This is a genomic window from Microvirga sp. 2MCAF35, from assembly GCF_052115545.1.
Taxonomy (GTDB): Bacteria; Pseudomonadota; Alphaproteobacteria; order Rhizobiales; family Beijerinckiaceae; genus Microvirga.
In genome coordinates this window covers 15,472-33,722 of record NZ_JBFRGW010000001.1, presented here as the reverse complement: position 1 = coordinate 33,722, position 18,251 = coordinate 15,472, and the positions used below count along the sequence as shown (strand labels likewise).

The window sequence follows — 18,251 nt, the reverse complement described above, 5'->3', positions numbered from 1 at the left end:
CTTCTACCCTTCTCAAGGGGCAAAAGGGAACTCCCTCCATCGGGATCCGTTGCCGTCATCTTGAAGACAGGGAGAAAACAGACATGCCGGATTGGCTGCCGAACTTCCTGGCGACGATTGCGGGCATTCTCTCGACATCGAGCTTCGTCCCTCAGGTCGTCAAAGCCTGGCGGGAGCGGGATACGCGCGCGATCTCCAAGCATATGTACATCGTCACGGTCACCGCCTTCGTCCTGTGGTCGGCCTACGGGTTCATGATCGGCAGCTGGCCCATGATGGTCTTCAACCTGCTGAGCCTTGGGTTGAGCGCTACCATCCTGGTCTTCAAGATCCGCAACGAGAAGCGCAAATCCCAAGGTACACAGTCGCACAGGGAACCCGGACTGGTACGGTCCGGTTGACGTCTTGCACCTGAATCAAGGCTTCCCATGCTGGACCCGAACGCCACCACCGAGAACATCGTTGATCCCCGCGATGCCGCCGAAACGGCGGGACTGCGTTACGTCTCCGACGAGGAGCCCGGCATCCGGCGCAAGAAGTCCGGCAAGGGTTTTGTCTATACCAGGCCGGATGGCAAGAAGGTCGAGGACGAGGCGACGCTCGAACGCATTAAGTCGCTGGCGATCCCGCCCGCCTATACGGATGTCTGGATCTGCGCCAAGGCCAACGGCCATATCCAGGCGACAGGGCGCGACGCCAAGGGCCGCAAGCAGTATCGCTACCATGCCGCCTTCCGCGAGATCCGCGAGAGCACGAAATACGAGCACATGCTCGAATTCGCCAAGGGCCTGCCGGCGATCCGCAAGACCATCGACGAGCATATGAGCCTGCGCGGCCTGCCGCGTGAGAAGGTTCTCGCCACGGTCGTTCATCTGCTCGAGAACACGCTCATCCGCGTGGGCAATTCCGATTACGTCAAGCAGAACAGGAGCTACGGCCTCACTACCCTGCGCGACCCGCATGTGAAGGTGGAGGGCAGCGAACTGCGCTTCCAGTTCAAGGGCAAGAGCGGCAAGACGTGGCGCCTGCAGGTCAAGGACCGGCGCATTGCCAGGATCGTGAAGGCCTGCCAGGACCTGCCGGGGCAGGATCTGTTCCAGTATCTCGACGAGACAGGCGAGCAGCAATCGATCGCCTCGGCCGATGTGAACGCCTATCTGAAGGAGATCACCGGACGCGACATCACGGCGAAGGATTTCCGCACCTGGGCCGGAACGGTGCTGGCGGCGCTTGCTCTCGCCGAATTCGAGGAATTCGACAGTGATGCGAAGGCCAAGAAGAACATCCGCGCGGCTATCGAGAAGGTCTCCTCGCGGCTCGGCAACACGCCGAGCATCTGCCGTAAATGCTACGTGCACCCGGAAATCTTCGCGTCCTATCTCGATGGAGGCCTGCTGCTGGATATCAAGCAGGAGATCGAGACGGAGCTGCGCGAGGATCTCTCCAATCTCAAGCCCGAGGAGGCTGCCGTCCTGGCCCTGCTGGAGCAGCGGCTCTCCCGGGAAGCAGAGAAGCACGAAGAGAAGAAGCCCGCGAAGAAGCGTCGCGTTTCTTCGGGAAGAAAGCAGAAGGCTCAGCCCGAGATGCGGGTTTGAGGAACTGGACGGTTCAAGGTTGCTCTAGGCCGAGCGAATCCGGGATCCCTTTCAGATCGCCTCGTTTGCGCCTGCCTCTTGCGGATGTCGCGCGGACTTAAGGACTGAATGAGACCTTCCCGTCGCGGCCGGGCCTGTCCCGGCCATCCCGATTGGAAAAGCGCGGCGCTTCTCGGGTCGGGATCACCGGCACAAGGCGGTGATGACGTCGAGAGTATTGCATACAGTACGCTCGGCACCTTGACCGCTTGCGTCTCACATGGTCATTCCATTCGCATTTGCTGAAACTGATTGACATGAACCTCTCATTGAAAACGATTGCCGCCACCGTGGCCCTCCTCGCCGGCTTCATCGCCAGCGGAGCGACACTGTCGGTCGCACAGGAGCCGCAACCTCAGAGCTGGCCCGAGGTGAAATGCGCCCGCTACAAGAAGGCTTGGTCGGAGGCACTTGCCCATCGCGGCACGAAGGGCTTGAGCCGGGAATTCATCGATCGTCACGAAGCATTCCTGGCTTCGGGCTGCCTGACGAAGGGCGATGTCTGCCCGCGCTCGGCGGAGGAGCTGAAACTCGCCAACATGATGGTGGTGGCCGCCATGAATGCCGGAACGGCGAGCACGTTTCCGCCCTTCTCCTGCAGCAAGTGACGGGAATGTCCGCTGGAGTAAGCGGTGCGAACATTTCCCTGTTTCGTCCGTTAGGGCTTCGCCATCTCCGTTTCAGCGAGGCCCCGCCATGCGCATTCATCATCTCAATTGCGGCTGCATGTGTCCCGTCGGGGGAAAGCTTTGGGATGGCGCCAGCCCTGGCCTGACCGGTCATTTGATCTGTCATTGCCTGCTCGTCGAGACGGACGATAACGGTCTCGTTCTCGTCGATACGGGCTTCGGCTCCAGGGACGTGGAAGACCCCTATGGGCGCATCAGCCCGCTCTTCATCCACACCAACCGAATTCAGCTGGAACACCGCTATACGGCGCTGGAGCAGGTGAGGCGCCTCGGCTTCTCGCCTCGCGACGTGCGTCACATCGTACTGACCCATCTGGATTTCGATCATGCCGGCGGCCTCGAGGATTTCCCGGACGCGACCGTTCACGTCCTGCGCGCCGAGATCGAGGAGGCGGAGGTGAGGCAGGGCTTCATCCATCGCCGCCGCTACAGCCCCGGGCAATGGGATGAGGTGCGGAGCTGGCGCTTCTACGATCCGACGGGTGAGGGGTGGTTCGGTTTCCGTTCCGTGCGAGACCTCGATGGATTGCCGCCCGAGATCCTGATGATCCCGCTTCCCGGTCACACCATGGGCCATGCCGGCATCGCCATCGACACGCCGGAGGGCTGGTTGCTCAACGCGGGCGACGCTTACTTTCATCGGCACGAGATGGATGAGGATCCGTCCTGTACGCCGGGGCTCCGCGCCTATCAAAAGCTGATGGAGGAGGACCGGCCGCTGCGCCTTCACAATCAGGAACGATTGCGGGCTCTGGCAAACGACGGTCGCAGCAATGTCAAGATCTTCTGCAGCCATGACCCGATCGAGCTCGAGGCCCTGCAGCGTCTGAGCACGGGATGGCGACCGATTTCCGGGCACTATCATCCAATTCTGCGAGCCCATTAATCCACGAGAGTACTTGCGGCGAAGTCAGTCCGGCTTCTTCGTTAAAAGGGCTAAAAATCGCGAACGGAGCCGTTCCTAAGGGCGTGGAAACGGCTCCTCCCTCTGGTCGCTGCCGGCCGTCGCCCTAAAAGCAGGCTGGTAGGCCGATGAGGGGAAGCGGAAAATGGAATTCGATGCCCTGTTGCTCTCACGCATCCAGTTCGCGTTCACGATCGCCTTTCACATCATCTTCCCGGCTTTCACCATCGGTCTGGCCAGCTGGCTCGCGGCGCTGGAATTCAACTGGCTCCGAACGGGCGACCCGCTCTATCGCAACCTCTTCCGCTTCTGGGTGAAGGTTTTCGCCGTCTCCTTCGGGCTCGGCGTCGTGTCCGGGATCGTGATGAGCTATCAGTTCGGGACGAACTGGTCGCGGTTCTCCGAATTCACCGGCAACGTGCTCGGACCCGTCATCGCCTACGAGGTGATCACCGCGTTCTTCCTGGAGGCGGCCTTCCTGGGCATCATGCTCTTCGGCTGGGAAAGGGTCGGCGACCGCCTGCATTTCTTCGCCACCTGCATGGTGGCCTTGGGCACCCTGATTTCGGCCTTCTGGATCCTGTCCGCCAATTCCTGGATGCAGACACCCGATGGGTTCGCCATCGAGAGCGGCAAGGCGGTGCCGGTCGACTGGTTCAAGGTCGTGTTCAACCCGTCCTTCCCGCTTCGCTACGCCCATATGGTGATGGGCTGCTACCTGACGACGGCCTTCGCGGTCGCCGGCATGTCCGCCTGGATGCTGCTGCGGCATCCGCACGATGCGCCGGCCGCGAAGCTCGCCGCCTCGCGGCGCTCCCTGTCCATGGCGCTGTGGTTCGCCACCATCTTCGTGCCCGTGCAGATCCTGATCGGCGATCTTCACGGCCTCGGCGTGCTCAAATACCAGCCGACGAAACTGGCGGCCATCGAGGGCAACTGGGACAAGATGGCGAACATGCCGCTTCGCCTGTTCGCCCTTCCCGACGAGGTGGCGGAAACGAACCATTACGAAATTGCCATTCCGAAGATCGGCAGCTGGGTTCTGACCCACGCCTTCGACGGCGTCGTGCCTGGCCTGAAGGAAGTGCCGCCGGACGAGCGCCCGCCGGTCTTGCCGGTCTTCTTCTCCTTCCGCATCATGGTCGGCATCGGTTTTGCGATGCTCGGCATCGGGCTGTGGAGCCTCTATCTGCGCTGGAAGGGCACGCTCTTCACCAACAGAACCTTCCTGACCGCGGCCATGATCATGACGCCGTCCGGGTTCGGCGCCGTGCTCTTCGGCTGGTTCGTCGCGGAGATCGGCCGCCAGCCCTATGTGGTCTACGGCCATCTGCGTACGGCCGACGCGGTGTCTCCTGTCGCGGCAGGAGCGGTGAGCGCATCGCTCCTGACCTTCATCGTCGTCTATGCCTTCGTGTTCGGCTTCGGCTCCTATTATCTCGCGAAGCTGCTGCGGCGCGGGCCCGACCCGGTCGAGGATATGCGCGGAGACGATCTCGGCAAGAAGCCGAAGCGTCCGTTCTCCGTGCCGGACGAGGCCATCGAGGGACGCCCGGGCTATCGCGCGCAGCCGGCGGAATAGGAGGGCAGGGCATGTTCGGTTTCGGAACGGAACACGAAGGTTTGGCCTTCTGGCTGCCGCTGATCTGGGCGGGGCTGATCGCGGTCGCCGTCGCCATGTACGTGATTGTCGACGGATTCGATCTCGGGGTCGGCATCCTCTTCAAGGCGGCCGGCAGCGAGAACTGGCGCGACCGGATGATGTTTTCCGTCGCGCCCATCTGGGACGGCAACGAAACCTGGCTCATCCTCGGCGGCGGCGGTCTCTTCGCCGTGTTTCATATCGCCTATGCGGTGCTCATGCCGGCGCTCTACATCCCGATCATCCTCATGCTGATCGCGCTGATCTTTCGCGGCGTCGCCTTCGAGTTCCGGTTCAAGGCGGATCGCTCGAAATTCCTGTGGGACAACGCCTTCTTCTTCGGGTCGCTGCTGGCGACGTTCTTCCAGGGCATGGTGCTGGGTGCCTTCGTGCAGGGCTTTCCCACCGACGGCCGCCAGTTCACCGGCGGCACCTTCGACTTCCTGACGCCGTTCAGCGTGCTCACCGGCATCAGCCTGATCTGCGGTTATGGGCTTCTCGGCGCGACATGGTGCGTGATGAAGACCACGGGCGAGCTGGAGATCTGGGCGCGGCGCATGGCGGTGCGCTTTCTCCTCGCCACCATTCTCGCCATGGCCGTCGTGTCGGTGTGGGTGCCGTTCCTCGGGCGACAGATCGAGACGCGCTGGTTCACCTGGCCCAACATCGCCTTCCTCGCGCCGATCCCGCTGATCACGGCCTATGTCGGGTACAGACTCTTCCGTGACCTGGAGGAGGGCCGGCACGTCCGGCCGTTCTTCCTGGCCATTTCGCTGTTCCTGCTGGGCTATCTCGGCCTCGGCGTCAGCCTCTTCCCCTTCATCGTGCCGCCTGGCCTCACGATCTGGGACACCGCCAACACCGTCCATTCCCAGCTCTTCGCGCTGGTGGGCTTCGCCATCGTGCTGCCGATCACCTTCGCCTATACCGCCTATGCCTATTACGTCTTCCGCGGCAAGGTCGCCGAGGAGATCTCGGGCGGCGGCTACGGGTACCATTGATGCAGGCCGGAATGCAGCGCCCGCTGGGATCGCGCTCGAAACGCCTTCTCTGGTTTGTCTTCATTTATGTGGCGAGTCTCGTGGTCTTCGCGGGACTCGTCTACGGCCTGAGGGGCATCATTCCCCATTAGAGCATCGGACCCAAAAGTGGACTTGCACTTTTGGGATCCATCCGATGCTCCACTGATTGAAGAGCGCATCGTTCGAAGCGGAAAACCGGGGCCACTTTTCCGCACGATGCGCTAACGATAGGTGCCGATGAAGCCCTTGTCGGTGACGACCACCCAACGGGCGCCGCGGCGCTCGATGGCCTCGATGCGACCGACGCCGGGCAACATGCCGCCGGGCATGACTTCGTAGAGGCGGCGGCTGCGGTTCTCGACGAGGGCCGCGCCGTCATAGACCTCACGGAGCACCCACCCGTCGACGGGCTCGCTTTTCACGGGCTCGCTCTTCATCGGCTTGGGCGCGGGGGCTTCCTCGCGCAAGGCCGCTTCGGTCACCGGAGGTGCAGCCGGAACTGCCGGCTTCGTGGCGAGTCCGGCCAGGGTGGTCATGATCTGGCTTTCCATCCGGTCCAGCCTTTCCTCGAGGGAGGAGAGCTTCTTGCCCGGCTCCTGCAGGCTGATAGCCAGGCGCTCGACCTTGTCCGACAGCGTCGCCTGTCCCGACACAGACGATGTGGACGCGGTGTGCTCGATGTCCTTGAACGCGACGACCGTTTCCCGCAGAGCGTTCAGGTCGGTGCTCAGCCGGGCGAGGATTTCCTGGCTATGGGCTGTCTGGGTCTCCAGGCGACGGATGGCGTCCTGGTTGGCGAGCGTTCCCATATAGGAAGCGGTCCAGCCGATCCCGACGAGGAGCAGGGCCATGGCGGCCTGCCCCAGGAACCTTGCGGGCGATGCCCGGACGGACGCAACCGCCTTGCTCGGTGCAACTTTAGGGGAGGGGGCCGGTCTCAGGCCGAGCTTCGCGCTTCGGATGGCCTCTTCCAGAGCCGCATTGGCCGTTGGATCGATCTGGACGGGGTTGAGGGTGGATGCACCGGCCTGCTTCGCCGCTTCGCCGCCAGCCTGAGAACGTATGTTGTTGTCCATATTCCGACCTCATTTCCAGGTCAGAGAACGTTAACCCTGAATGTTTACCAAAGGGTTAGCTTTACAGTTAAGTACTTACGTTGCATGCCCTCTCGAAATGGAGAGGGTGTAATAAAATTCATATCAGAATCGAACTTTTTGTTGACATAGTTACATATAATAGGGTTACAAAAGGTGGCGTAACGGAATGCGACCATCTTAGGGGCATCTCTCATACCCATAAGAGTGCTGATAAACCGGGCCTTCCAGGCCTCACTATAACGGGATACTCTTTGGGGCCACTGCCCGATATCGCAGCCATCGCCAGATGGCGAACATTGTGATAAGGTATATCCTTGCACAATGGCTCTATCACCACGAAGGCGCCGGGTTAACTGGTCTGCCGATGGAAGAAGATTATGAAGCAGGCATCGAGAAATCGGGAAGACAGCACAGAGGTCCAAGACGCTCTGAAGTCGTGCCTTCCCTCCTTCACCGGGGTTGCCGCATTTTCGGCAGTGGTCAACCTCCTGGCCCTCACCGGCTCCCTCTACATGCTCCAGGTCTATGACCGGGTGCTGTCGAGCCGGAGCATCCCGACCCTGATCGGTCTGTCGCTGATCACGCTTGCGGCCTATTCCCTTTCGGGCGGGCTCGACATGCTGCGCGGCCGCATGCTGGCGCGCATCGGCGCCCGCTTCGACGAGCTGCTCTCGCACCGGGTCTTCGATCTCGTGGCCACGATGCCGCTCAAGGGCGCCAAGCAGGCCGAGAGCATGCAGCCGATCCGCGACGTCGACACGATCCGCGGCTTCCTGTCGAGCCTCGGCCCCACGGCCCTGTTCGACATGCCGTTCATGCCGATCTTCCTCATCGGCTGCTTCATGATTCACCCCGGCATCGGCGTCCTGTCGGTGGTCGGTGGCGTGGTCATCATCCTCCTGACCCTCTACACGGACGCCAAGAGCAAGGCCCCCTCCTACGAGGTGACCAAGAGCGGCGCCGAACGCCATGCCATGGCGGAGACGAGCCGCCGCAACGCGGAGACCATCCGGGCCAACGGCATGCTGGGCTTCCTGGCCAAGCGCTACGACGAGGTGCATGTCCGTCACGTCAATGACGGCCTGCGCGCCAGCGAATCCTCGGCGGGCATCAGTGCCTTCGCCAAGGTCTTCCGCATGGTGATTCAGTCGGCCGTCCTGGGCCTCGGCGCCTATTACGTGATCCAGGGCCAGATGTCGGGCGGCCTGATGATCGCCGGCTCGATCCTGATGTCCCGCGCGCTCGCCCCGATCGAAATCGCGGTTGCGCACTGGAAGGGCTTCACCGCCTCCCGCCAGGCCTATCGCCGCCTCCAGCACATCATGAGCCTCGTGCCGGCCCAGGGCCAGCGCATGCCGCTGCCCGCCCCGAAGGCCGCCCTGTCGGTGGAAGAGGTCTATGTCGGGGCTCCCGGCGCCTCGCTGCCCATCGTCCAGGCCGCCTCGCTCCGGCTCCAGGCCGGCCAGGGCCTCGGCCTCATCGGTCCCAGCGCTTCGGGCAAGTCGACCCTCGCCCGCGCCCTGGTCGGCGTATGGCCGACCCTGCGCGGCGAGATCCGCCTCGACGGCGCGGCCCTCGACCAGTGGGAGCCGGACGCTCTCGGTCGCCACGTGGGCTACCTGCCGCAGGACGTGGAGCTGTTCGAAGGCACCGTTGCCGAAAACATCGCCCGCTTCCAGACGAACGCCAAGCCGGACGACATCATCGCCGCGGCGCAGACCGCCGGTGCGCATGAGCTCATCCTCAATCTGCCCGACGGCTACGACACCCGCATCGGCGAGGGCGGAGCCTCCCTGTCGGGCGGTCAGCGCCAGCGTGTGGCTCTTGCCCGCGCGCTCTACGGCAACCCGTTCCTGGTCGTGCTCGACGAGCCGAATGCCAGCCTCGACGGTGCCGGCGACGAGGCCCTGAACCAAGCCATCCTGGCGGTGCGCAAGCGCGGCGGCGTCGTCGTCGTCATCACGCACCGTCCGGCGGCCCTTGGCCAGGTCGATCAGGTGGCCATCATGGAAGAAGGCCGGATCAAGGCCATCGGACCGCGCGACGAGGTTCTGCAGTCCGTCATGAAACGCAATGCGACGCCGGCACCGGCACCGGTGCGGCCGCAACAGGCGCCGGCCGCCCAGGCCACGAACCTGCGAGAGGTTGGTTAAATGTTGGTCATTCAAGCCCCCCAAAAACCGTCCGTCCACCAGCGGATCCTACGTCAGTCGACCATCGGCGGCGTGGCCATGATCGCCCTCTTCGCCGGGACCATCGGCCTCTGGGCCGCTACGTCGACCCTGTCCGGCGCCGTCGTCGCCGGCGGTCAGTTCGTGGTCGATACCAGCGTCAAGAAGGTCCAGCACTCGACCGGCGGCATCGTCGGCGAGCTGAAGGTCAAGGAAGGCGACCGGGTCGCCCAGGGCGATCTCCTGGTCCGCCTGGACGAGACCATGACCCGCGCCAACCTTCAGGTCGTGTCCAAGCAGCTCGACGAGTATCTCGGCCGTCAGGCTCGCCTGGAGGCGGAGCGAGATGGTGCGTCCATGATCGAGATGCCGGCAGAGTTCGCCGCTCGTCTCAATGAGCCGGCCATTCAGAAGATCGTGTCCTCGGAACGCACCCTGTTCATTGCGCGCCGCGCCTCCCGCGACGCGCAGAAGGACCAGCTCGGGAAGCGCATCGCGCAGTCCGAGGACGAGATCGTGGGCCTGAAGGCCCAGCAGACGGCAAAGGCCCGCGAGGCCGAGCTGATCGTGGCGGAACTGAAGGGCGTTCGCGACCTCTATGACCGGAACCTCGTTCCGATCACGCGCCTGAACGCCCTCGAGCGCGATGCCGCGAGCATCGAGGGCCAGCGCGGCCAGCTCATCGCCGGTGTCGCCCAGGCCGAGAGCCGCATTGCCGAGACCAAGTTCCAGATCATCCAGATCGACGAGCAGATGCGCGCCGAGGCGATGCAGGAGCTGCGCGAGATCCAGGGCAAAATCGCGGAATATACCGAGCGGCGCGTGGCGGCCGAGGACCAGCTGAAGCGCATCGACATCCGTGCGCCCAGCGACGGCTATGTCCACCAGCTGAACGTTCACACTATCGGCGGCGTGATCTCCCCGGCCGAGCCGGTGATGAATATCGTTCCGGTGAACGACAAGCTCGAGCTCGAAGCCAAGGTGCTGCCCAACGAGATCGACCAGGTGAAGATCGGCCAGAAGGCGACCGTGAAGGTCCATGCCTCCAACGCGCGCATGATCCCGGATCTGCACGGCACTGTCGCCCGGATCTCGGCCGACGTGTCGCGGGATCAGCAGACCGGCGCGACCTTCTATACGATCCGCGTCGAGCTGTCCCAGGATGAGATCAAGAAGCTCGAGAACCTCCATCTCATCGCCGGCATGCAGGCCGAAGTCTTCGTCGAGGTGAACCAGCGCACCCCGTTCGAGTATTTCTTCAAGCCCATGGAAGAGCAGATCGCCCGCGCCTTCCGCGAGCACTGATCCCTCCAGGCCGAACGAATATCGGAAACCGCGGTCGGGGCCATAAGCCTCGGCCGCGGTTTTCGTTTGAGCTCTCGGAGCGTTGTCCGTGCTGAACCATGCGCTCTTCTAAAGCATCGGATTCGATCCCAAAAGTGGGTCCACTTTTGGGATCGAATCCGATGCTTCTTCCTTAGTGTGTGCATCGTTGATGCGGAAAACCGGGTCCACTTTTCCGCATGATGCACTAGAAGTGGCGCATCAGATGGCATCCCAAAAATGCAAATCCACTTTTGGGTCCGATACGCGAGAGATTCGACCGCAGGCCGGCCAAGGCTGGAAAGTTCCGTGCGGAAACCCATAACAGGGGCGAGGGCCGTGTTCTGCTGCGGCCCTCCATCGAAGGCAAAATCCGAGGTCCCGTCGCAGGATCGGACCGGTCCGCTTCGATGACAGTCTTGGTTTTCTTGAGGAACTTAGCGTTTTGAGGATCATCTTCCGCTTTGGCGGTATCGCAATGCTCGTCGCGGCCATCGTCATCCTGGCCGTGCTGCCCTTTGCTACATCCTTCGTGGAACAATGGACGCGCCGCGACGTCGAGCTGCGATCCCGCCTCGTTTTCAACTCCGTCCGGGACCAGGTCAGCGGCCTCCTAGCCCGCAACGATACCCAGCAGGCCGGCATCCTGTTCGAACGCATCGCGACCGACGAGCGGGTTCTCGCCATCGGCTATTGCGACGGGCAGGATCTGCGCTTCCCGACCAGCAACATGCCTCCGTCCTTTTCCTGTGCGGAGGCCTCCCGGTCCGATTCGGAAAGCTTCTCCATCGTCAAAAATCAGGATCACAATATCCTGGTCAGCTCCTTTCCGCTGACCGTAGGAGGTCAGTCCGGGCATCTCGTGGTCCTGCACGACCTGAGCTATGCCGACCAGCGCGGCGGAGAGGCGCGCAACTACCTCTTCCTGGCTCTTGCCGGCGTCGCCTTCGGGGCCGCGGCCCTGGCGGCCATGATCGCGGCCATCATCATGCGTCGCTGGCTGGCCTCCATCCGGCAGGCCCTCGAGAGCGCCCGCGCGGGCAACGCCAACCCGCCCGCCGAGGAAAACATCATCCCCCTCGGGCAGGAAATCCGCGACGTGCTCCAGGAGCTGGAGGCCTCGCGGCGGACCATCGATGCCGCGCATACGGACTGGAGCCCCGAGACCCTGAGGGCCGCGCTCTCCAACGAGCTGTCGGGGTCGGAGGTCATCGTGGTGTCGAACCGCGAGCCTTACATCCACAACCGGACGGAGAGCGGCGAGATTTCCCTGCAGATTCCGGCGAGCGGCCTCGTCTCGGCCCTGGAGCCGGTGGTGCGCGCCTGCGGCGGCACCTGGGTCGCCCATGGCAGCGGCACGGCCGATCGGGACACGGTCGACGCCAATGACCGGGTGCCGGTTCCCCCGAATCACCCCTCCTATACCCTGCGCCGCGTCTGGCTCTCCGAAGAGGAGCAGGATGGGTATTATTACGGCGCAGCCAACGAAGGCCTCTGGCCCCTGTGCCACATCGCCTTCGTACGCCCGATCTTCCGAGAGGCGGACTGGCAGCTCTACCGATCCGTCAATGAGAAGTTTGCGGAGGCGATCGTCGCCGAGGCCAAGCGCGAAGACCCGGTCATCCTCGTGCAGGATTACCATTTCGCGCTCCTGCCACGCATGATCCGCGACCGGCTGCCTCGGGCCACCATCGTGACCTTCTGGCACATCCCCTGGCCGAACGCGGAAACCTTCGGCATCTGCCCCTGGCGCGAGGAGATCATCGACGGGCTTCTGGGCTCCTCGATCCTCGGCTTCCACACCCAGGCCCACTGCAACAATTTCCTGGAGGCCGTCGATTCTTACGTGGAAAGCCGCATCGACCGGGAGAAGGACTCCGTGTTCTTCGGCGGCGAGGAAACCCTGATCCGTCCCTACCCCATCTCCATCGAATGGCCGCCCACGGCCATGGAAGGCCAGAAGCCTGTGGAGGAATGCCGCAGGATCGTGCGCGAGCGTCTGGGGTTGTCCCCGGACATGCGTATCGGCGTCGGCATCGAGCGCTTCGATTACACGAAGGGCATTATCGACCGCATGCAGGCCATCGACGCGCTCCTGACGGAACATCCCGAATGGCACGGCAATTTTGCTTTCGTTCAGGTGGCGGCGCCTACCAGGAGCAAGCTTTCCAATTACCGCCTGCTCCAGGAAGAGGCCGAAGCCTTGGCGCGCGACATCAACGAGAAACATGGCGGCAACGGATATGAGCCCATCAAGCTCCTCATCCGCCATCATGAACCCGACCAGGTCTTCGAGCTCTTCCGCGCGGCGGATCTATGCATCGTGTCGAGCCTGCACGACGGCATGAACCTCGTGGCCAAGGAGTTCGTGGCGGCGCGGGACGACGAGCAGGGCGTGCTCATCCTGTCGGCGTTTGCCGGCGCGTCCCGCGAGTTGTCCGAAGCGCTGATCGTGAACCCCTATAATGCCCACGCCATGGGCGAAGCCATCAACCGCGCGCTGACCATGTCGCAGAACGAGCAGCGAGAGCGGATGCGGCTGATGCGCGATCAGGTCAAGGAGCGAAACGTCTATCGTTGGGCGGGCCAGATGCTGCTGGCCGCTTCCCGCCTGCGCAAGCAGCAGCGGATCAGGCGATTGATCGCCAAGGGGCGGAGGATTGCACCGGCCAATGCGTGAAACTCCTGCGAGACCCGATCCGATGCCTGATGTGAACAACGACTATGCGCTCTTTCTCGATTTCGACGGAACCCTCGTGGACATTGCCGAACGGCCCGATGCGGTGGCCGTAGATCCGGCCCTTCCGGACATTCTTACCCGGCTGCAGCAACGACTCGGCGGCGCGCTCGCGGTCATCAGCGGACGTCCGGTCGAGTTCCTCGATAGGCGCCTCGCACCCCCTGTCTTCGACATGGCCGGGCTTCACGGGCTCGAGCATCGCATCGCCGGCCGGCTTTCCATGTGCGACCCCGACGAGCACCCCGCCCTGCGCGAGATGGTCGAGCGATTGTGCAAGATTGTTGCGGACAAGGAAGGCGTCCTGATCGAGGACAAGGGTTGCTCGGTTGCCATCCACTGGCGCCTTGCTCCGCACGAGAAGGATTTCGCCCTCGCCACCGCTCACGCGGCCGTCGAGGCGCTAGGCTCTGATTACCGTGTTCAACACGGGAAAGCTGTGGCAGAAATCCTTCCCTCGGCGGCCGGGAAGGGCAAGGTGATCGAGAGATTTCTCCAGGAAGCTCCCTACAAGGGGCGGCGTCCGATCTTCATCGGCGACGATCTCACCGACGAGCACGGGTTCAAGACCGTCAATGCTCATGACGGCCTGTCCGTGCGCATCGGTGCGGGAGACACTGTTGCCAAGGTTCGCCTTGGAACGCCTGCGGATCTGCGACATTGCCTGTCCACGTGGGCTTACGAAGGGACGCTGCCTTTCAGAGGGGATGATTGCTGATATGAGTTCGCTAGACCTTGCCGTCATCGGCAACTGCACGATCTCGGCCCTCGTGGATCGCCGGGCGCAGATCGTCTGGAGCTGCTTTCCCCGCTTCGACGGCGACCCGGTGTTTTCCGCCCTGCTCGACAGTCCCGAGGACCGGACCGACGCCGAACAGAAGGGAATCTTCGCCATCGACATGGTCGGCATGGTCTCCTGTGAGCAGACCTATCTCGAGAACACGGCCGTTCTCGTGTCGCGCATGACGGATTCCTTCGGCAACATTCTCGAGGTCACGGATTTCGCGCCGCGCTTCAAGCATTACGACCGCACGTTCCGTCCGCCAATGCTGATCCGCCGGGTCTATCCGGTGAAGGGACGTCCGCGCATCCGCGTGCGCTTGCGGCCCTATTACGACTGGGGCGGCTGCCCGCCCAGCCTGACCCGCGGCAGCAACCATCTGCGTTTCGTCGGACCGGCTTATTCGCTGCGTCTCACCACGGACGCCTCCGTGTCCTATGTACAGGACGAGCGGCCCTTCGTGGTGGACCGGCCCCTGTCGTTCTTCTTCGGCGAGGACGAGCCGCTCCGGTCCGAGACGGATTCCACGGCCCGTGCTTTCCTCGACAGCACGGTCGATTTCTGGCGCGACTGGGTGCGCTCGCTGTCCATCCCGTTCGACTGGCAGGAGGCGGTGATCCGCGCCGCCATCACGCTGAAGCTCTGCAATTACGAGGAGACGGGTGCCATCGTGGCGGCGCTCACCACCTCGGTGCCGGAAGCGCCGCACACGAAACGCAATTGGGACTACCGCTATTGCTGGCTGCGCGACGCCTATTTCGTCATCCAGGCGCTGAACAGGCTCGGCACCACCAAGACGATGGAGGAATACCTCACCTACATCACCAACATCGTCGACGACATGGAGGCGATCCCCGACCAGAAGGACATGCCGCCGCTCTTCAGCATCACGCGCTCGCCGGATCTGGAGGAGCGGGAGGCGACGGCGCTCGCGGGCTATCGCGGCATGGGCCCCGTGCGCGTCGGCAACGCGGCCTATACGCAGATCCAGAACGACGCCTATGGCAGCATCGTCCTGGCCTCCGTTCACGCCTTCCTCGACAAGCGCCTGATCCGCACCGGCAACCGGGCCCTGTTCTCTCACCTGGAGAAGCTGGGGCAGCGCGCCATCGAGGTTTTCGACCAGCCTGACGCCGGGCCGTGGGAGCTTCGCACCAAGGCGGCCGTGCATACCTTTCCGAGCGTGATGTGCTGGGCGGCTTGCGACCGCCTCATCAAGATCGCCGAGGCCATGGGCCGCGAGGATCGGGCCGCATTCTGGCGCGAGAACGCCAATCATATGCACAGGGTGATCAACGAGCGCGCCTACAATCCCGAGAAGGGCACCTTCGTGTCCTCCTTCGATGGCGAGGATCTCGACGCGACGCTTCTCCTCCTGGCCGAACTCGATTTCGTGAAGCCGGACGATCCGCGTTTCATCGCCACCGTGGAGGCCGTCGGCGCGAAGCTGCGGCGCGGCGACCTGCTCCTGCGTTATGATGTGGAAGACGATTTCGGCCTCATGCATACGGCTTTCATGATCTGCGGCTTCTGGTACGTGGATGCGCTGAACGCCATCGGACGCAAGGACGAGGCGAAGGAACTGTTCGAGCACATTCTGAGTTTGCGCAATTCCTTCGGGCTCTTCTCGGAGGATGCGGATTTCACGACCGGCGAATTGTGGGGGAACTTCCCGCAGACCTATTCCATGGTCGGTCTCGTCAACTCCGCCGTGCGCCTGAGCCGGAGTTGGGAGGAAGCGTTCTGATCGCATTCGGTCGGTGCGGAGTGAGGCAGAAAGGACGATAGGCTTCGATGTTTGCATTTCCTGTTCTGCTCGGAGACATCGGCGGGACCAATGCCCGCTTCGCCGTGCTGCCTGAGCCTGGAGCGACCGTTCAGCTCCTGCCACGCACGTTGACGGCGCAGACGCCCGATCCGGTCGGAGCCATCAGGATCGCGCTCGAAGCCTATGAGGGGCCCGCTCCCCGCTCGGCGATCATCGCAGTGGCGACCCGGGTGGACGCGCCCGCGATCCGCCTCACCAATGCCCATTGGGTGATCGACGCACAGGCCATCGGCAAGGCACTGAACCTGGAGCGCGTCACCCTCGTCAACGATTATACCCCGGTCGCCGCCTCCGTGGCGGTGCTCGACGAGGCCAAGGGCGATCTTGCCCCCATCGGCAACGGACGCCCGGAGCCGGGCACCCCTCTCGTGGTCCTCGGGCCCGGGACGGGTCTTGGCGTGGGTGCCCTCGTCCCGGTCGAGGATCGTTGGACGATCGTGGCGACCGAGGCGGGGCATATCGCGTTCGGCCCTGCGACGGAGGCGGAGGCAGACCTTTGGCCGCATCTGGAGAGGGTCGGGGGACGTGTTTCCGCCGAAGTGGTTCTCTCTGGTCCCGGCCTGTTCCGCATCGCAAGAGCGATTGCCGCCCAGCGTTGCGTGAGCTGCCCCTATACCAAGCCGAACGACGTTCTCTCCTCGGCACGCGAGGGGGACGAACTGGCCCAGGCCGCCCTTGATCTCTTCGCTCGGTGGCTGGGACGCTACGCGGGCGACATGGCGCTGACCTTCGAGTCCTCCGGCGGCGTGTTCATCGCCGGCGGCATCGCGCCGCGCATGGTGGACATCCTTCAGAGCGGCGGCTTCCGGGACGCCTTCGACGACAAGGCGCCGCACGATGCCTGGGCCAGGAAGGTGCCGGTCTACGCCATCGTCAATCCGGAGCCGGCCCTGGAGGGATTGGCCGCCATCGTGTCGAATCCCCGGCGTTTCATCTTCCAATCGCAAGGATGGCAGGCTACCTGAAGGCACTGCTGAAGACGCAAGGGGAGGGCATAAGCCTCTCCCGCGTCGGAACCCTTTTGGTTGCATATGAAAACAGAACAGATTGCTCTTTCGCCTCTCGCCCCTGGGGCGGACCTGTCGTTGACGGTTCAGCGCTTCGGTGCCGAGGGTGCTCGCCCCCGCATCTATGTCCAGGCCTCGCTCCATGCCGACGAGATCCCCGGCATGATCGCGGCACACCACCTGCGCGAGCGCCTGACGGCTCTCGAGGCTGAAGGGAAGATCAAGGGCGAGATCATCCTCGTGCCTTCCGCCAACCCCATCGGCCTCGCCCAGCGGGTGATGGGCGACCATATCGGCCGCTTCCATCTCGCCGACGGCGTCAACTTCAACCGCGGCTATCCGCACCTCGTGCCGAAGGTGGCCGAGCGGGTCGAGGGCAAGCTCACGCAGGATGGGTACCAGAACGTCCGCCTGATCCGCGAAGCCCTGCGGGCCGAGCTGGAGGCTTGGCAGCCGTCGAACGCCGCCGAGGTCATGAAGAAGGCCCTGCTGAGTCTGGCCCAGGAGGCAGACATCGTGCTCGACCTCCACTGCGACTCGGAAGCCGTGGTGCATCTCTACACCCATTCCCGCTCGGCGGAGGAATTCGCCCCGCTCTCGGCGCTCCTCGGCTCCCATGCCTACCTCATCGCCGATGTATCCGGCGACGAGCCCTTCGACGAGGCCTGCAGCCGCCCCTGGGCGGAGCTGGCGGAGCGGTTCCCCGATCACCCGATCCCGTTCGCCTGCCATTCCACGACCCTGGAGTTCCGGGGCGAGCGCGACGTGACCCATGAGACGGGCCGGGCCGATGCGGCCGCCATGGTCGACTACCTGATCCTGCGCGGCGCCATTGCCGGCGAGGCTCCTCGGGTGCCCGAGGCTCTCTGCCAGGCCACCCCTCTGGCCGCCTCCGAGCCGGTTCAGGCTCCCGAGAACGGCATCCTGGTGTTCAGGGCCGAGATCGGCACGAAGGTGCAGGAGGGCGAGATCCTGGCGGAGGTCATCGATCCGCTGACCGGCGCCGTGACGCCGGCTAAGGCGCCCACCGACGGCGTGATGTTCGCCCGGGTCGCCGTGCGCTTCGTCACGAAAGGCATGCGGATCGCCAAGGTCGGCGGCACCACGGCGAAGCGCACGGGCAAGCTGCTCGGGGCGTAAAGTCCGCTGAAACAAAAAAGAAAGGCCGCCCCGAAAGGCGGCCTTTCCATTGTCGGTTCCACGGCCCTGAAGGAGCCGTTCTGAGCATCGGACCCAAAAGTGGACACCACTTTTGGCATCTACTCGATGCTCGTTCTAACCTACGCATCGCTCAATACGGAAAACCGGATTCCACTTTTCCGCGCGATGCGCCGTGCGTTACGCACAAATCTCGGCAGAGGCCAAGATCCAGGTCACGGCAACCGGGGACCGTAGGGTATGACAATGAGACACTGG

The 18,251-nt window shown here is 63.6% G+C and carries 14 protein-coding genes; 13 read left to right on the top strand and 1 reads right to left on the bottom strand.

Annotation, left to right across the window (positions count from 1 at the left end; translation table 11 throughout):
- Positions 1-83 precede the first annotated feature (83 nt).
- From AB4097_RS00140 to cydB, 6 genes are all read left to right on the top strand, one after another.
- Entirely contained in the window at positions 84-401 is a 318-nt protein-coding gene (locus AB4097_RS00140; RefSeq protein WP_442036025.1) for a SemiSWEET family sugar transporter, read from the top strand.
- A gap of 27 nt (positions 402-428) precedes the next feature.
- Positions 429-1,595 carry a DNA topoisomerase IB gene (locus tag AB4097_RS00135; protein ID WP_442036023.1) on the top strand — a complete coding sequence of 389 codons (1,167 nt, stop codon included), beginning with the start codon at positions 429-431 and terminating at the stop codon, positions 1,593-1,595.
- A 296-nt stretch (positions 1,596-1,891) separates the two neighbouring features.
- A complete protein-coding gene (locus tag AB4097_RS00130) occupies positions 1,892-2,242 on the top strand; it encodes a hypothetical protein (protein ID WP_442036021.1) in 351 nt (116 codons plus the stop codon).
- Positions 2,243-2,330: 88 nt separating this feature from the next.
- Positions 2,331-3,209, top strand: coding sequence for an MBL fold metallo-hydrolase (locus AB4097_RS00125; RefSeq protein ID WP_442036019.1), 879 nt, complete (start codon positions 2,331-2,333; stop codon positions 3,207-3,209).
- A gap of 163 nt (positions 3,210-3,372) precedes the next feature.
- Positions 3,373-4,809, top strand: a complete 1,437-nt coding sequence (locus tag AB4097_RS00120) for a cytochrome ubiquinol oxidase subunit I (RefSeq protein ID WP_442036017.1) — start codon at positions 3,373-3,375, stop codon at positions 4,807-4,809.
- An 11-nt stretch (positions 4,810-4,820) separates the two neighbouring features.
- Positions 4,821-5,870, top strand: coding sequence for a cytochrome d ubiquinol oxidase subunit II (cydB, locus tag AB4097_RS00115; protein ID WP_442036015.1), 1,050 nt, complete (start codon positions 4,821-4,823; stop codon positions 5,868-5,870).
- Positions 5,871-6,112: 242 nt separating this feature from the next.
- On the opposite strand, the gene AB4097_RS00110 is transcribed toward cydB, so the two are convergent.
- Entirely contained in the window at positions 6,113-6,967 is an 855-nt protein-coding gene (locus AB4097_RS00110; RefSeq protein ID WP_442036013.1) for a hypothetical protein, read from the bottom strand.
- A 398-nt stretch (positions 6,968-7,365) separates the two neighbouring features.
- Here AB4097_RS00110 and AB4097_RS00105 point away from each other — a divergent pair, with 398 nt between their 5' ends.
- The 7 genes from AB4097_RS00105 to AB4097_RS00075 all read left to right on the top strand — a co-directional run bounded on the left by AB4097_RS00105 (position 7,366) and on the right by AB4097_RS00075 (position 17,975).
- Positions 7,366-9,141 carry a type I secretion system permease/ATPase gene (locus AB4097_RS00105; protein WP_442036011.1) on the top strand — a complete coding sequence of 592 codons (1,776 nt, stop codon included), beginning with the start codon at positions 7,366-7,368 and terminating at the stop codon, positions 9,139-9,141.
- Positions 9,142-10,464: an HlyD family type I secretion periplasmic adaptor subunit gene (locus tag AB4097_RS00100; RefSeq protein WP_442036009.1), complete on the top strand. Its 1,323-nt coding sequence runs from the start codon at positions 9,142-9,144 to the stop codon at positions 10,462-10,464.
- Between the two features lie 496 nt (positions 10,465-10,960).
- Positions 10,961-13,162 carry an alpha,alpha-trehalose-phosphate synthase (UDP-forming) gene (locus tag AB4097_RS00095; protein WP_442036384.1) on the top strand — a complete coding sequence of 734 codons (2,202 nt, stop codon included), beginning with the start codon at positions 10,961-10,963 and terminating at the stop codon, positions 13,160-13,162.
- A gap of 22 nt (positions 13,163-13,184) precedes the next feature.
- Positions 13,185-13,937, top strand: a complete 753-nt coding sequence (gene otsB / locus AB4097_RS00090; protein ID WP_442036007.1) for a trehalose-phosphatase — start codon at positions 13,185-13,187, stop codon at positions 13,935-13,937.
- A 1-nt stretch (position 13,938) separates the two neighbouring features.
- Entirely contained in the window at positions 13,939-15,747 is a 1,809-nt protein-coding gene (locus AB4097_RS00085) for a glycoside hydrolase family 15 protein (protein ID WP_442036005.1), read from the top strand.
- Between the two features lie 104 nt (positions 15,748-15,851).
- Positions 15,852-16,793 (top strand): glucokinase, encoded by a 942-nt coding sequence (locus AB4097_RS00080; RefSeq protein WP_442036382.1) that lies wholly within the window; start codon positions 15,852-15,854, stop codon positions 16,791-16,793.
- A gap of 120 nt (positions 16,794-16,913) precedes the next feature.
- Entirely contained in the window at positions 16,914-17,975 is a 1,062-nt protein-coding gene (locus AB4097_RS00075; RefSeq protein ID WP_442036003.1) for a succinylglutamate desuccinylase/aspartoacylase family protein, read from the top strand.
- Positions 17,976-18,251 lie beyond the last annotated feature (276 nt).